The sequence below is a fragment of the Photobacterium sp. GB-72 genome (genome assembly GCF_003026095.1).
Taxonomy (GTDB): Bacteria; Pseudomonadota; Gammaproteobacteria; order Enterobacterales; family Vibrionaceae; genus Photobacterium.
Genome location: NZ_PYNV01000023.1, coordinates 43,068 through 58,624, shown reverse-complemented (window position 1 = coordinate 58,624; position 15,557 = coordinate 43,068). Strand labels below are relative to the sequence as shown.

The window sequence follows — 15,557 nt, the reverse complement described above, 5'->3', positions numbered from 1 at the left end:
TTACTAATTTATTTGGGGTTTTGGCCGATGATGTGCATAGAGGCCACTGCACAGTATAAATTTAAACATTGCTGAGTAAATAAGCAAGTAAAAATGCGCAACGCTATAATAGCGCCGCACATCTTACTTATTGTTTTGTGTTTAACACATTGTTTAAATATTTCTGTCGAGATATAAAAATACACCGATAGAAAAAAGTAGTAGCAATAGTGCGAAAATCAATTCCATAGATAGTCCTTAAGATAAGGTACGTATTCCTACGCACCTTACCCATTTAGTATTTTTGCCTGTAATGGTTAAGCCGTGATGGGTAGAACTTTTCGTTCACCTTTCGGCCAATCGTATTTTCAGCTTTAGCGCGAGCTTGTCGCTTAAACGACTTACCCGTTGCATCGTTTAATGCTTCGTTGTAAATAGATTCTAATTGTTGATGAGCCTCAATCGTATCCAAGGCATCATGAAAATCTTTTTTTAAACGAAGGTAATCTTGACTCAAATATCGTCGTAAATACCTTATCAAGACTGGCATTACGGCAATAATGATTGAAACAACAATAGCTAACGTTTCCTTATCGAATTCCACGATCAACTCCTTGCTGTTTAAACGCATTATTCGACTCAATATATGCTCTCACTTCGATAGCAGTTCTGAGATATCGAATTATCTCTTTATTTACTATTGAAGCTGTTGATAGTTGCGTGATCCAATGTTGCCAGTGCAACGAATCAACATCTAAATGAGCAATTAATTTTTTGTCGAAGTGGCCTGTTGACCATGCGCCAAGATTAATGACTTTCGATACTGCATTTTCTAGTTGTGATAACGTCATTTGCGCTGACAACATAGGTAGCATCGATAATTGTGTAATCACATCTGCTTTAGATAACTTAATTACATTTTGGTGCTCTGCAAGAGAGACACTAAAAAGGTAAAACGTATCGACATCAGCAAATTGTCTATCGAATAAAGAGACATTAGCGCAAACACGTAATGGATAGATCACTATCTCAGTGCTGTTAGCTGCCAGAATGAACTCAGTACCCGCATCGTAGTGTTCTAGGTATTCATCAATGCGATCCATGATGATCGCAAGTTGAATTTTAAAGTGAGGATCTTGGTTAACATCATCAAATATTTTCTGCTTTTCAATAGCATGAATAATTGATTTCCTCATTTTTTGTTTAAGTTTTTGGGCGTATTTTTCACGCGCACTGTTAAGTGTTTTATTCATTGGTTTTCCTTAAAAGAACAGCACATGGCTGTTGATGTGGTAGTAAAAACCCACACCCCCAAAGGGATGTAGGTTTCTGGTTTAGTTAGTAAATACAAAAGTCCTGTTCTTCATTAGTAAACACTGGTAGTGAATATAAAGAACAATAACGAATGTAGTCGGAGGTCGATGCAGAGAAGTGTCGATTATCATCACTCACTTCTGCAGCATTGGAGAGTAAAAACAGGCTGAGCAGTAATCGGAGATCATCAATATTGATATTGATTAACTCGTTTGCATTACCAAACGTCAGGTTGTCTTTACTAAGTGGTGGTCCAAACGTAAAACGTTGGTTTTCTGTTGCAAGTATTAAACAGTCGCCAGCTTGACTAACTGTTACGCCCTCAGAGAATTTCAATTGAGTAAGAATTGAATTCAGGTCTTTATTAATGATACCGGTGATCTGAAAGCATAGCATTTAAGCCGCCTTTGCTAAATTCAGTGCAATACCGAATTTAACTTTGAACATTGTGCTGATTTTGTTTTTTTCATCTTGGCTAAATTGCCACAGATAACATTCCTTTATTGCTCGTTGCAGCTTTTCTTGTGGCTCAGCACTGCGATATTGGAGCATGGTTGCAGCAATATCGATAACAGTACGTGGCGTCAGTGGAAAGCTCAGTTGGTTAGATTCTGCTTCAGTGCGAATTGCACCTGCAAACTCAATCAACGGTAGCAGTATGGTCGTTAGCTCATCAAGGAATTTATCAAATGTCTCTTGACTAATTAGGTACTCACCTTTGTTGTAATTATGAATCAGTTTATTGATGACCATGTCGTGTTCTTCGGCCTCATGCATATACTTCGATGCAAAACCACGGCAGCGGTCTAAAAACGCACTGTTCATGCGATTGGTGCCAACATAACCAAACATGGTGCCATCGCCACCCCCGTTGGTATTATCAGCAAGCACTAAACGAAAGTTTTTATGCACCATGACCTCAGCATTTTTAGACGCGAGGAAAAATGGTTTGCCCGGTTTAATATCATTAAGACCAGCCAATTCACTTGCTTCCATTAGTGACGGTTCGTTAATTAGCAAGACGCCGCCTTGCGTAATCGCTTTGGTTAGTTGACCTTCGAAAAACTCCATTCCATCAGGTGTTGGGATATAACTACCTTCCAGATCAATGCGCTCAGTACGTTTTGAAGCATTGAACTCAAAGAATGGCCAATTTAGCCGCGCGCACATTTGTGCAGGACCCGATGATTTACCAGTCCCACTTGGGCCATAGAGCCATGCGAAACTGTTGTTTGGTGTCATTAAAAAATTAAAGAAGAACGAGAAAAATTCACGCTCAAATGAATAATATTCAATTTCAACCATATTGATTGGTACAGCTGGACGTTTAGGAATAAACAGTTTGTTGCCCCACATATATTCGGTAGCTGCACCGAACTCATCAAAATCAATGGTCGTTGTGGCTGCCAAGAATTTCTCAGATTTAGTATCAATACCGTAAAGGTTCGCAACTTGTTTGGTAAGCATAGTGATTTCCTATTTTAAAAGAACAGCATGAGTGCTGTTAGGTGGTGGGTGTAAATTCAATCTCAAAACCCTTTATCACATTTGGGTTAGAGGGGATTTGTGGTTGCGTAAGAGGCTTAGCTTTCGTTGTTACTCTTAACTGTGATTCGGTCGTATTAACGAAGTTGTCAGTGTTAAGAATGGCCTCTGGAATGTTGATGTTGTGCTGGTGGATGTAATCAAGCAATTGAGTTAATTGCTCTTGATGGTTCGGTTTACTTGTTGGCCGTGTGCGTGAGATCCTAAAAGAACCTATTTGACCGCAACGATATAAGCCTAACAATTCCACCGCTTTATCACGGAGTTGATTACGTTTCTGTAGCAATGTGGTGTCGTTGGGTGCAGCATTTAGTTGTTGCACATTTTGTTCATAGTCATCACGTAACTGTTGCCACGCAGTGATTTCTGAATCTTCCGTCGGCGAAAAAATATCACGTTCGGTATCATCCGCAGGCGGTGTGATTTTCAAAACATTTCGCATGAAGTTTTCAGCGATTGGAATAGCATATCCAAGGAACTGATCATCTCGTTTAATATGAAAGACTTTGATGTTTTTCTGGTAATAAAAAACAAGATAGCCTTCTTTTGCGCCAGCAACGTAGATTTGTTGCTGAACTTGGATTGCATACATGATGTAGTGCGTAGATAAGCGTCCACGTCGTTGGATATCATTCCATACCGTTAGACCAGGACATTTGAGTTCGACAGGAATGTTGAACATCGGATGGTCGGGCAACAAATTGATACCGTCAAAGCTAGCGCCAATCAGTGATTTCTCATCACTAATAGCGACGACAGGCATCAATAAGCAGTGTTGATTGAGTTTTTTTGAAAAGTAATTTTCAGTAGTGAGTCTTGCGTGTGGTTCTAATTTTTTACCACGGATTATATGAGGATTGCGAGAGAGGTCAGGTGGGGGGGTCAACCCCGTTTTATGGTAAAACAGTTGCTTAGCTGTTTGATAGGGACTGAGCCCTAAACAAATAGCTAGTTCACTGGCACCGACAACGGTTGACTTCCATTCTAACCACTCCGCAGATCCCTGTGAATAAGGGATAATATGCATGAGTATTTCCTAGATTGGTGTTTAGATTTGCTTTTGTGGAGGGATGGCTTCAGCGATTAAGCTGTGAGAAGTAAAGCCTATTCTCAATAGAACGCAGGGTGCGTTTTAAATTACTGTAGCGTTATAAGGTTGAAAATTCAACCATATTCACCAACTCATTCAGTGACAGCGTAACCTCTAAGTGAACAGTTTTGGATCTAATTCATCTAATTGCAGACTAGCCCCACCCCATGATTCAATAAGCGCCAGCTTATTTAAGGAAAAGATAACGATCATGCCACCAACGGCTATTTGTGCCGAAAAAATAAATTTGAGATCTTGTAGAGTTTCATTACTGAACTCTAGACCATCGATAAGGTACGTGGCGTTATTCGGGATTAGTTCAGAGACGGGATCGAAATAAGATAAAAAAGTATAATTCGGAGAATTAGATAGATAATTAGCTATGCCAGAAAGACTGCATTCGTCTTTTGAATATAGATTAAGAATTAACGTGTTGTCGTCATCTTTAAGCTGCTTAATAGATTCCTGTATTGTCGTTTTGTAGCTTTCAAATAGTTGCTGCATTAGAGTTCTCCTTAACTTAACTACTCGTAGAATGCGCGTAAATAGTGCCACCGTTTTTTAGCAAGTTAACAACGGTTTCTGTTAAGTGGCGCGGTATAGCTGGACAGCCCCACGACCTACCCAGCATTCCAATTTTCGAAATGACAGAGGGTGCAGCGTAGTCAGCACCATGAAGTACGATAGCTCTCTCGCGCGCATTTGAATTTGTTGTACTGTAACCATCCAATCGCAACGATAGTCCGTGTTTACCGTGATAGGCATTCGCGACTTTAAATGCACCCAATGAAGTTTTACGACTATTAATATTATTACTAAAGTCTGTTGCGTATAGCGTGCCACTATTAATTCCATGAGAGACATAAGTTCGGTATAGCAACCTTGCATTCTCTGTATCGATCAGGAAAAAGCGGCGTTCATTAGAAGGTTTGGAATAGTCGATAATCGTTAAATAAGGTTTGTCTGCCAATTGCAAGTGATATTTATAAGCCTCAACAAAAACACCAAAGCCCATGTAAAAGCGTAAATTAGCCTTGCTGTACACATCAAAGGCTTCATCAAGTAATTGATTAGCATGTATCTGTGGACTGAAGATAACGACGGCAATAGCGAGGCTCTTTTTAATCAATCTCATTGAGAACACTCCTTGTTAACAAAGCACTATTATCTATCAGTGAATAAAACTTTTTTGCTTATTTTTTTTTTGAGTTAAAAAAAAACGCCGATAGCTCACTGAGCTATCGACGTTTTTATAATGTTGTTAGACGCGCAAAGGCATCACAACATAAGAGAGTGTTGGATTGTCATCATGTTTGATCACCAGTGGCGATTGGCCACTTTTGTGCAAAAAGAATTCAATCGTGTCTGAGTAACCATCAAATTGATTTAACGCATCTTGTACATAAGTTGCATTTAAACCTATTTCAAGGTCAATCTCATTGTCTGACGAATAAGAGATCAACTCTACGCCATTCTCATCTGTAGCATTCGAAGCCGATACTTCTAAGTGCTTATCTTTTGTTGATTTAACACTTAACGCAGTCGTTTTCTCATTCACCATAAGTGAACAACGAGATATCAACTGTTTAGCGTCGCTTCGCACAATACTGCATTTTTCGTAACCTTCAACCTGTTCAGGCTGAGGACAAACACGACGCCAATCAGGATAACGACCATCAATCAGTCGCGATGTAATTACTACAAATGGTGTCGCAACACGCAACAACGAACTTGATACTTGAACCTGGCAATCGCCGTCGGTTCCAATCAGTCCATTGATTTTTACCGCGCTGGTACGCGGCAAGATACAGCTTGTTACTGGACGTTTTTCATCAGAGTAAGATGCCGCAACGGTACACGTACCTAAGCGGTGTCCGTCTGTACCAACTAAGCGCAGATGAGAATCATTATCTTTTTCTGGTGAAAATTCCATATAAACACCATTGAGGTAATAACGAACATCTTGATGCGCAGCAGTGATTAGTGTGCGTTGAAGTCCCCATAGCAGGTCGTTATTCGCGATCTGAAATGTTGTCACATCTTTGCTCATTGAGATTGACGGGTATGCGTCAGGATCGAATAATGCTAACGAATACTGACTCCGTCCACACTTCAAAATGAGCGTCATGTGATAACCGCCATCTCCAGCTTTCGGATTTTTCTTAACAGTAAACTCTAACTCATCACTCGAGTTAAATGAGCGTAACAGATTGTTTAAACGATCTGCTTGTACTGCTAGTTTTAGCGTTTTGGTAATACCGGTTACGACATTTACCTTGGTGCGACTGATAATTTCAATATCAGCTGCGGCGCCAACAAGGTTCATCGTGCCACCTTTTGTAATTGTCATTAATAAACAATTTTCGATGACCTTTTTCGATTTCTTGCTGTTAACGCCCTGCGCAACACGTGACACCATAGGAGCAATACTGGCCTGTTGGACAGTAAATACTTTCTTTGTGACAGTTACCGCTTTTTTCTTCGCGGTATCACCAGAAGACTTACTGGTTGAGGAAGAAGACTTACTGGCGGTGTTGCGTTTTGCTGGTGGTTTAGGTTGTACCTGTTCATCAGCCCCCTCTTCAGGAGTCTGTGTTGCGGTTACAGGTGCTGCAACAGCAGCAGTTGATTGCGGTTGTTTCTTTTGCTTATCAACCACAGCATTATTACTTGGTTGAGTTTGATTTTTCTCAACGGCAGCAGTATTTGTTGGTTGAGTTTGATCTTTCTCAACCGCAGCATCATTGTTTGGTTGAGCTTCGCCTTTTTTGTAACGTTGAGGTACAAATTCAGTAGTCATGATTGGTATTTCCTTAAAAGATGAGCATACCAATCCCCTCATGGGAATTAGTAATAACCCATGAGTGGTTAATTTTAAAACGGCTTTAAGCCGCTTTAAGAGGTTTTAGAGATGATAAGATCTGGTTGATTCGATACGCGTCTAACGTGCTGTTAATCAACGTACCAAAATGGATCTCTGTTAACGGTACACCTGTTATGTTTGCTAACTGCTCATAAGCAGCAGTTTGTGAACCGTAATGCTCGACCCAGTATTCATCAAATAAATGATGAGCATAACGTCGGCAATAAGAAACTTTTGAGTTGACAAGTGAACCCATCGGCCAATGATCACCTTTGTGCGCTCTGACGTGGGTTTTGCAGTTTTTACATTCATAGCGGAAATACGCGTATGAATATTGTGTTTCTTCACCGCACTCTGGACAGTGAATTGTTAGATGCTCAAATGGTGCTGTAGGACGTCTAAAGCGAATATCCAACAATAATTGAGCGACCAACTGGTATTTCTGTTTTTTAACCTCACAAGTAGTTAATTTTGATGCGTATGCCATTAAATCACTAGATACGTGTTTAATGTTTTTTGCATGAGAAGCATCGATTAAATCATTCGCGAGTTCGACATAATGTTTTATATCGACCTGAACGATTGAACTTTGACGTAGATGTGAGGTAATCGCGTATCGCAATTGAGATTTGTTCATGCGGCGTACCTCTGATTATCAGGTGGTGGTATGGCTTCAGCGTTAACTGCGGATTATTAAGCCTGTAATCCGATATTGCAGAGCAATTCTTTAAACCTTATCTTATTTTAACTCGAAACTACAATAGTTTGTATAATGTTCAGAAATATCGTAAAGAGTGTACGTTTGCTCGGTTTTAGGTATAACAATACCAACGCTATGCATGAATTCTTGCGCCTCAGATATCGATATACTGCAGCAAACCAATTGTAGTGACTGATTGACCACAATGAAGTCGCCATTGCCGTTAAGTCTCAAAATATGGCAAGCCGTGTCACTTAAAAGTTGAATGCTCGCTATTGTTTTTATATTCGCAATTCGAAAATTTTTCGTATGTAGATAATGCTTAAGACTATCAATGAAATATTTATGTATTTCATTGATGAAGCTTGGTGAATTATCAATATTGTTATCAACGATACTGTATTTTTTAATACCGTGATTATTAAATAAATAACTTGCAGCTAATTCGGCTAGCACACTGTTTCGCGTCATAATATTAAACACGCCATTCGCTAGCTGATACACGCCATTTTCTTGAGCAATATTGACAGTAAGCATCAGGCGGCTACTCCAACTCGATAGATCCGATGCCAAGACGAAAATTTTTCAGGATCATTAGTAATTATTTTGTCGGTGCGAGCAATAATCACGTGCTGCTTATCAATCGTCAGTTGATTAAATGGCTGATCTAAAATCATCGTTCTTAGTCCTAATTTTTGAAGCGGTTTTGCGTTGTTCATGTCAGTAATAAACGTATCGAATCCTAAATTAATCTTCATTTGCTGAACGTCTAATTGATAAGCATCATCGATCAGTATTTTTCGACGCTTTGAATTCGGACGATTAAGCCATAAAAGCGGTACGACGATATTTCTAATGGAACGCAATAGCTCTGCATTCTTTTGAAACCATGCTTTCTGCAACGTGTGTTCGCTACTAATGAACTTATACATCGTACTTTTATTTTCATTAATACTCGCAAGAAGCTCTTGATGCTGCTTGTCAATCATTTGCCATGACACCAACCGATCCTGTTTGTCGACCAATTGAATACCTATTTGGCCACTCGAAAGAGGTAACCCGGTAATCAATGATGTTTCACCATTTGTCGGATGTACTATTGTCATATGTCATGTCCCTCTGTACTGTCTAGCTCAACTCTACAATCGACTCTAAAATTGCAAGCTTCTAAATAGTCATAAATCAATGGCCATTTAGAAGCCCCTCCACTTTGTGGAGAGACCATTGTTAACCAATCTCTTTCGGAAATTGGCTTTGTTCTTTAAAACGATAAACGAACTCTTCTAATTGATTTAAATTTGGTTGATTACGAACAACACTGCGCTGTTCTAGCCACTTCAATAACGTATAGCTCTGAGGTGTAAGCTTTATTAGTCGTTGACCAAAAGCTTTTAAACCTGCGCGTTTTTTCTGAAGTAACTTTATGCGTTCATTGAGTGCATTTGACTCAATAGAATCGTCTTTTACTTTGTGTTTTTTGCGGTCAAATGTCGCTAAATAGTCTTTCAATAGATCGTCTGGTACTCCACCAGCATCTTTTCGTAACTCACTTAGCTTTCTATACATGCCATCAAATACTTCATTACGAAATATCACAGGATTGATCCCTTCAGACCACAGGCAGTTGTAATAGCTAAACGGTTCAGAAAAATTGTCTTGTCTTAACCACATAAAAACATCATCACGTTCTTCATCAGAAGCTCGTGAATCTACAAGTATGCCGATAGACTGTTTTGCTAATTTATAACGTAATTTCTCGACTTCCTCGGGCAGCCACTGCAATGACTCGTCGTCGGTAAAAGCGTTAAAATCGGAAGAGGCGTTTTGGTCATTAAGCTCTACAAAGCCCGAAGCCTTACTTTCGGTGCACAGCAGAGCATCTGCAAACATATCTGTTTGCAAAGATGAAGTTTTCATGGCATTTCCTTAAATGAACAGCCGATGGCTGTTAGTGGTGGTGATTGGTATCAGTAGATAGATATAGATTCGTTATCATCGATGATGCCTTTGTAACGGGCAAAATCTGTAACGGCTCTCAATATTTTCTGTGAGATATCACTAGGGCTGCTCTTTGAGTCCTTCATGATGCGTTGGAATGTTTTATTGTCGGCTTTAAATTGGTAAACAGTGTTCGCTTTTGAATCGATAATCGCTTTGTTATAAATATCAAAATACTTCACATTACCTCCTTAAAAAACAATTCTTGTCTTTTTACAGATGCAGATAAATTAAGCTCTGTCTCATAATGTTTATCGCTAAGCTCAAACACATTTGAGATATCGAGATAATTTTGCGTATTGCGGCGTTGGATGTGTATGCCTGAACTGAATACTAAATCACGGCTGTATGGCACATTGCCGTGAAACGCATTACCAGTTTCGCCATCAAACCAATACGGCTTTTGATGTGGTAACCAGATACTGTCAGGAACAATTTTTTGCTGTAGCCAATAAGCCAGATCGATGTAGCCAGTGAATGTCATGCGACAATCAATATGATCTGCCATTTCAGGCCAAGATATGATTTTTAGCGGTTTATTGCGTTCGTAGAGTTGGTTAAGCGCACTGTCTGTGTGGTCGTCGCTTGGTACTTCAAATGGCAATGATATAGCAACATCGACATTTAATGTTTCTATCGGCTGGTGGTTGCAAACCTTGTATTTGAGGAATTCGAGATAATGATTGTGAGTGGGTCTTAGATGCAAATCATTGATCATTTGGTAATACTGTTGATCTAATGACTCTCTATCAGTTTCGTATGGATTAAACAGTTTAAGACAGCGTTCGAGATCGTCGGTGTCTCTAGCACTTAAAAACTGTTCTATCACTTTGGGAGGGACGTTATCTTGAATATTACAGTTGATTGGGTTTACAACACACCATTGTTCAATGGTGTTCATTTGAGCTCCTATTCTAAGGTGACTGGCGTTATTGCAGTGCAGATGCAAGGCAAAATGTGATTATCTGGAATGTGTGCAAGTGGCGTCTGAAAGTACGTCACTTCGCCAGAGATTAGTTTTATTGCGCAACTACCACAGTAACCATCTTTACACTGAAAGTTATGGTTTGGCCGTAACGCTAATATTTGTGTAAGAACAGCGTGTCTGTTCTTTGAAAGTGGGATGTTTAACATAGTAAATATCGTTGTAGTTTGTCTCGCATAACGCTGGTTTGTAAAAAGACATCAAACCGATCGATACTCCGATGGAGTAAAAAAAAATGACTTAGGATAGTATATCTATCCTAAGTCATCTGATTTTGGGGGAATGGCCGTTTTAAAGCTATTGCAGACCTCTAGCTCTTTTTAATCTATGTTAATTCCTGTTACTTGTAAAGAAGTGGTAGCTAAAAATTATCACTACTTATTTTCAAGTTGTTACTATCGCCTTATGTTATAAAGAACCTGATTCTTTATTTTTCCTTTGTTGGCGAGTATTCGTTTAATTTCTGATCACACCATTTGATTAGAGCTGGTGCATTGAGAGCCAATAAGCCGATGAGCAGTGTTAATCCCGCATAAATGTTAATAAATAGCATCGTTTTTTCTCCTTCGTAATCTCATAACATAAATCAATATAACCCAGTCTTTCAATTTCCAAAGTGTAGACCATTACTTTATTTACGCTTATGTGTCGGCTTTCAATTTAGGTAGTGTTGTATATTTTGTCTTACTCAAAGTTATAAACTTCAACAAAATAATTAACGGATTTTAGTTCTGCGTTGATATCAGTAGACCATTTGTCTAATTCCGATTTGTTTAAGTCCTCAAACGCGCCAAATCTTTGTCCATTAATCCCGTCTTCGTAGAGAGAATGCCTGTAATCCTAATGACTAAAAGTTATCAAAACAGTATCATTTTCTGTGTCGTTGATAGTGAGCTCAATCTAATAGCCAAGTAATAGCGACTTGGAAAAACGAGGTGATAACTTTCTAAATAATCGGGAATTTTGGCGACTCTTTTATGAGGATTATTTAGCGTATCGAGAAGTAGTTTCCGTATTTCTTCTACTTCGGCGGCTAATAAGAACATTGTGGGTTTATTCGTTAAAGTGCAATTAATTTCACCCAGTAAATCGTTTACCTTTTTTTTTGCAAGTCTTTTAATTTCTTGGGTTTTAATTTCAACGTTATTATAGTTAGTTAGATCCGCGCCGTTTGGGTAAAAAGTAAAACAAAACAAAACAAGATCACTAAAATCATCGTTTGTATCTTGAAGGTTGATTGTGGCTTGCTCTTTCTTTGGCATAACTGCAATTCCTTTTAAATCCACCAACATGCTCTTTCTAGTCAAAAAGATGTAGTTTGTTAGGTTTTTAAGAGTTCAAGGGTAAATAAGGCGTCCATAAGTCTTGACTCGCCTTTCTTATTCCAAACCGCTTTAGTTTTATGAATTTCTTCTTTACTTAAGATTGTGCAATCATGCGGGCACTCAGTAAGATAAACATCTATTTTGTTCATAACATACGACTCTTCCCTCTGATTTGTGGCTAATCAACTTAATAAACCACAAATGAGTTTGCAATAGATAGATATTATGCAAGTGATGCTCAATATTAACGCTCTCTGTATAAATGCACTTCTGGCGCAATGGGGTCATAACGGCGTGACAACAGCGTATCAGCCTCATTATCGAGTCGATAGGGTTTCAACGTTGGATAACGTATCAGTGATGATGATTGCACCACCAGCAATGGCGTATGCGCGTGATGCACACGTTGATTAAATTTATAACAGGGATACAGTTTGATTGGCCGCACAATGCGTAGTGTGTTTTTGGTGGCAGCTTCAGCAATTAAGGCTTTTTTACGGTTCACGTACCGCTCACGCTCTTCTTCAAAAAGAAACGCCCGCAAATCAGCATAATGAGCAATGATCGCATTGGCTTGTACTTCATTCACACTTTCAGAGGCGATACCTTTATCCATCCAGTGCAGACTGAATGATTTTATGTCCGTGGCCAGCACGATTTGGCGTGTCACGGTCAGCGGTATAACGCCTTGCGGTAAGATTTTACGCCACAGCACACGACGCGCTTTTGGTGTCCGTTTGATGGTGTCATCGACATATAGCACATCATCACTTAATTGCTGCTTGAGCGCATTGACTTCCAATATCGCGTCTATCACTTCAGGGTTATCATCGATATGGACGATACCGACCCAACGACGACCGGCGCGCCCACTTTTCCCCATCACATGTTCTTGAGGCGAGATCGCTTTAATGGCTTCCTGCATTGCCTGGTCACTGTAAAATTCTTGCTCAGCCATCATTGCTTTGACCGGTTCATGGTTGTCATCGTCAGTCCGATCGGCCACAGGCAGCTTTGCCACGTAACCATGTATCAAATCACTGGTACGGAGCAAATGCGCGAGAGCATTTAACTTGGTATAGAGTTGCGTGACATTGTCACGGAGGGATTCAATATCAGTCATAAACTTATAGAGACCTATTTTTTTTTGGCCACACGAAAAAAAGTGCACTTCTTCTTTGAGGCGACCTGTTATAAATATAATAACAATATAGCACAAAAAGTATACATCTAGCCCCATACGGGTTACTAATTCTACGCTTCACCGCCGCCGTCACAATCCCCCCCTCATTCGCTGTTCGTCTTTAATTCTTTCCCCCTCAAACCACGCACAGTTGGTCTACTCAGCCGCCGCCAGAAAAAGTAGAAAAAAAAAGAAAAAAAAGAAAAAAAAGCAAGCACACCATTAACGGACAGCGAGCGCAATAGGTCAGTAAAGAGCGAGCCTAACAGCGTAGCTATGGGGTTTCCAATTGGGGCTAGATGTATACTTTATTTACCAGCATCGAGAGTTTTCTATACTTGAGTCATGGCTTATTTGGGATAATTAAAATGACACAATACTGGCATATCAGTAACGATGTGGATATTAAGCAAGATTACCTTTTCTATACTCAGTTCAATATCATGCTGCCGTACTACGCTGACAAATTGGGTTTCAAACCTGCGGAGTATCTTAATTGGTTGGATAACGATTTTGACCTAGACCACGCCATGAGGATGGCGCCTATTTGGGGTCTTCACTTCTGTAAACGATTTAGTGATGCGGAAGAATTAATAGTTAGCCCTATCTCCTTTCTAAATATCATATCATCTGACGAACAACCCATTTTACCTATTCAAGTCTATTTTATTTCTAACAAAGTAGATATTGCGGATGCCACAATGTTCGCCGATTCAATGTTAGATGAGTTATCTAACTATGGTGATAACCTCGCTGAAGGGGAATTAGATCAACTACTCATTTTTCGTATCGATGGCACCCATGACCTATTTGTCTATTTCGGCATGACTGCCAGTGTCTTATTGTTACCCAGCAAAGTCACGGAGCAATTGCAAAAGCATTCAGCGTTCTTAACTTGCCCGAATACGGTTTTAAAGCAAACAGACACATTAAAATCTGACGTACCGTTAATATGGGCTCCGTTGCTCCGTAGGATTAAGCAAACAGTCTCTCGACGTTTAGATCCGACTAAACTGATATATGAAATCGCGGGGTGGACTAACCGTCAACTCACAACCAAAGATTAGATTTAAATCCTTAGTACTGATAGATTAGCTCACATAGTAGTAAAATAATATTGTTTGGAAGTATTGGTCTATTTAACCAATAAAAAAGCCACCGAAGCAGCCTTTTTTATTTAAAACCTTTAGCTTTCGCTATAGTTATATTTTGTTTTTCAGTCGCAGCATTTATTATCTTACGATAAATTTTCTTTTTTTCACCTGACGATGCTTGCCTAACGAATCTCGATAATGGTGTTGAGGCTACTTTCTGAATTGTATCTGTTGACATAGCAATCTCCACTACTCTTATATCCCTACTTTGAGATAGGCTTAAACAGGGTGTAATTGAAAGTGAACCTGTTTTTGCAACTGATTTTCCTCATGAATCATACGAGCAAATGAAAAAAAGCCTCTTTCTAATAGAACTCGAAAGAGGCTTTTATCGTCTTTAAATTAGAACATCATGAACAACTTACTGATAATGGCCTTCGCAAGCACACCACACAGTAATTTGCCAATTTCTTCGCGCCACTTAGGATACGGAGACATTCACAATTCCTCTCGGTTGAGGAAGACTAGGCTCGCTATTTGCGCCCATGTTTTTCGCCAAATAGTTACCTGCTACAGTAGGGTAGCTATGCGCCTAAACTTCAAGATTAGGGCGTAGTGCCGACACCACTCGCTGCACTAGCATTTATTCAAAGAATTCGGTGTGCGATTACTTCACATCACAGACATCTTCTTCATCACTTACCAAAAGCCAAACGGCTAAAATAAAGAGCCAAAGGGCTTAATAAGTTTAGATTTTCGCACAATCCTACTGTGACTAAGATTATATCGGCAAAAATTAAAACACTCAATCTATTGATTAAACTTAAAAATTATATTTATTTCCGACTTTTACCACGCTGAAATTTGCGTATAATACGCCGCTTTTTAATACCAAGTGTTTGCACTACTCTATCAATTATTTTATATTGAAGTTGTAGGGTAGCTGTGCGCATCACAGTATTACTAGTAACACCTTAAAAACCTCGACCACCAATCGAGGTTTTTTTGTGCCCCTAAGTTCTGCTTTCTTCCTTTTAGTTACGACCAGTTTTTCCATTAATGCAACAAATTCTAGTTTCGCCAAAACTCCAATGATGTGCTTGCGTCGCTGTCTCTATTAACAGTCATCATCCGCCATTAAAAAAATTGTAATTAGCATGTGGTCGCGGTATTTACCTTTATTTAACAATAGCAATATAATTCCATCAAAATGCAATGTCAAGCGAATAAGTACAACAATATCAACAACTTACACTAACATAAAAGCAAGTATTTTTCCTGTTCTTATGCTGTTTCTCTACCCGTTTTTCCATCCATACGACAAATTCAAGTTTGGCTTCAACGGCGAGTATCGACCTCATGCGATATTCTGACTTACTGCCGTAACGGGTTTTGGTGACACGAGGTTTATGGCGTGATAAGAACTGCTTTATCGCCCCGTCCGTCCAATTGCGCTCGATCCAATGCTGCATCTGCTCTTT

The 15,557-nt window shown here is 39.4% G+C and carries 20 protein-coding genes; 1 reads left to right on the top strand and 19 read right to left on the bottom strand.

Annotated elements, in window-relative coordinates:
• Positions 1–274: 274 nt before the first annotated feature.
• The 17 genes from C9J40_RS19730 to C9J40_RS19650 form a co-directional block, all read right to left on the bottom strand.
• The gene (locus C9J40_RS19730; protein WP_107247764.1) at positions 275–583 is read right to left on the bottom strand and encodes a hypothetical protein; all 309 of its coding nucleotides are present in this window, start codon (positions 581–583) and stop codon (positions 275–277) included.
• Positions 570–1,232, bottom strand: a complete 663-nt coding sequence (locus C9J40_RS19725) for a hypothetical protein (RefSeq protein ID WP_107247763.1) — start codon at positions 1,230–1,232, stop codon at positions 570–572. Before C9J40_RS19725 ends, C9J40_RS19730 begins: the two co-directional genes overlap by 14 nt.
• An 85-nt stretch (positions 1,233–1,317) precedes the next feature.
• Entirely contained in the window at positions 1,318–1,689 is a 372-nt protein-coding gene (locus C9J40_RS19720; RefSeq protein WP_107247762.1) for a hypothetical protein, read from the bottom strand.
• Positions 1,690–2,760 (bottom strand): AAA family ATPase, encoded by a 1,071-nt coding sequence (locus tag C9J40_RS19715; RefSeq protein WP_107247761.1) that lies wholly within the window; start codon positions 2,758–2,760, stop codon positions 1,690–1,692.
• Positions 2,761–2,797: 37 nt separating this feature from the next.
• Positions 2,798–3,865, bottom strand: a complete 1,068-nt coding sequence (locus C9J40_RS19710) for a lambda-exonuclease family protein (protein ID WP_107247760.1) — start codon at positions 3,863–3,865, stop codon at positions 2,798–2,800.
• A gap of 177 nt (positions 3,866–4,042) precedes the next feature.
• Entirely contained in the window at positions 4,043–4,432 is a 390-nt protein-coding gene (locus tag C9J40_RS19705; RefSeq protein ID WP_107247759.1) for a hypothetical protein, read from the bottom strand.
• Between the two features lie 16 nt (positions 4,433–4,448).
• On the bottom strand, positions 4,449–5,063 hold the full coding sequence (locus C9J40_RS19700) for a murein L,D-transpeptidase catalytic domain family protein (protein ID WP_107247758.1): 615 nt from the start codon (positions 5,061–5,063) through the stop codon (positions 4,449–4,451).
• Positions 5,064–5,189: 126 nt separating this feature from the next.
• Positions 5,190–6,728, bottom strand: coding sequence for a DNA polymerase III subunit beta (gene dnaN / locus C9J40_RS19695; RefSeq protein WP_158259567.1), 1,539 nt, complete (start codon positions 6,726–6,728; stop codon positions 5,190–5,192).
• A gap of 85 nt (positions 6,729–6,813) precedes the next feature.
• Positions 6,814–7,428, bottom strand: a complete 615-nt coding sequence (locus C9J40_RS19690; RefSeq protein WP_107247756.1) for a zinc-finger-containing protein — start codon at positions 7,426–7,428, stop codon at positions 6,814–6,816.
• 102 nt (positions 7,429–7,530) lie between these two features.
• Entirely contained in the window at positions 7,531–8,028 is a 498-nt protein-coding gene (locus C9J40_RS19685; protein ID WP_107247755.1) for a hypothetical protein, read from the bottom strand.
• Positions 8,028–8,597, bottom strand: a complete 570-nt coding sequence (locus C9J40_RS19680) for a hypothetical protein (protein ID WP_107247754.1) — start codon at positions 8,595–8,597, stop codon at positions 8,028–8,030. Before C9J40_RS19680 ends, C9J40_RS19685 begins: the two co-directional genes overlap by 1 nt.
• Positions 8,598–8,718: 121 nt before the next feature.
• Positions 8,719–9,408 (bottom strand): hypothetical protein, encoded by a 690-nt coding sequence (locus C9J40_RS19675; protein ID WP_107247753.1) that lies wholly within the window; start codon positions 9,406–9,408, stop codon positions 8,719–8,721.
• A gap of 50 nt (positions 9,409–9,458) precedes the next feature.
• The gene (locus C9J40_RS19670; RefSeq protein ID WP_107247752.1) at positions 9,459–9,671 is read right to left on the bottom strand and encodes a hypothetical protein; all 213 of its coding nucleotides are present in this window, start codon (positions 9,669–9,671) and stop codon (positions 9,459–9,461) included.
• Positions 9,668–10,390 carry a hypothetical protein gene (locus C9J40_RS19665; protein ID WP_107247751.1) on the bottom strand — a complete coding sequence of 241 codons (723 nt, stop codon included), beginning with the start codon at positions 10,388–10,390 and terminating at the stop codon, positions 9,668–9,670. The genes C9J40_RS19670 and C9J40_RS19665 overlap by 4 nt, the downstream gene beginning before the upstream one ends.
• An 8-nt stretch (positions 10,391–10,398) precedes the next feature.
• Positions 10,399–10,623 (bottom strand): 2Fe-2S iron-sulfur cluster-binding protein, encoded by a 225-nt coding sequence (locus C9J40_RS22405; protein WP_107247750.1) that lies wholly within the window; start codon positions 10,621–10,623, stop codon positions 10,399–10,401.
• 708 nt (positions 10,624–11,331) lie between these two features.
• Entirely contained in the window at positions 11,332–11,760 is a 429-nt protein-coding gene (locus tag C9J40_RS19655) for a hypothetical protein (RefSeq protein WP_107247749.1), read from the bottom strand.
• Between the two features lie 283 nt (positions 11,761–12,043).
• Positions 12,044–12,922 (bottom strand): DNA replication terminus site-binding protein, encoded by an 879-nt coding sequence (locus C9J40_RS19650; protein ID WP_158259566.1) that lies wholly within the window; start codon positions 12,920–12,922, stop codon positions 12,044–12,046.
• Positions 12,923–13,350: 428 nt separating this feature from the next.
• Here C9J40_RS19650 and C9J40_RS19645 point away from each other — a divergent pair, with 428 nt between their 5' ends.
• Positions 13,351–14,049: a hypothetical protein gene (locus C9J40_RS19645; protein WP_107247747.1), complete on the top strand. Its 699-nt coding sequence runs from the start codon at positions 13,351–13,353 to the stop codon at positions 14,047–14,049.
• A 106-nt stretch (positions 14,050–14,155) separates the two neighbouring features.
• On the opposite strand, the gene C9J40_RS22180 is transcribed toward C9J40_RS19645, so the two are convergent.
• Together C9J40_RS22180 and C9J40_RS19640 are read right to left on the bottom strand one after the other, a co-directional pair.
• Positions 14,156–14,314 (bottom strand): hypothetical protein, encoded by a 159-nt coding sequence (locus C9J40_RS22180; RefSeq protein WP_199188134.1) that lies wholly within the window; start codon positions 14,312–14,314, stop codon positions 14,156–14,158.
• A gap of 1,003 nt (positions 14,315–15,317) precedes the next feature.
• Complete coding sequence (locus tag C9J40_RS19640) at positions 15,318–15,548, bottom strand: hypothetical protein (RefSeq protein ID WP_107247746.1); 231 nt, start codon at positions 15,546–15,548, stop codon at positions 15,318–15,320.
• Positions 15,549–15,557: the final 9 nt, after the last annotated feature.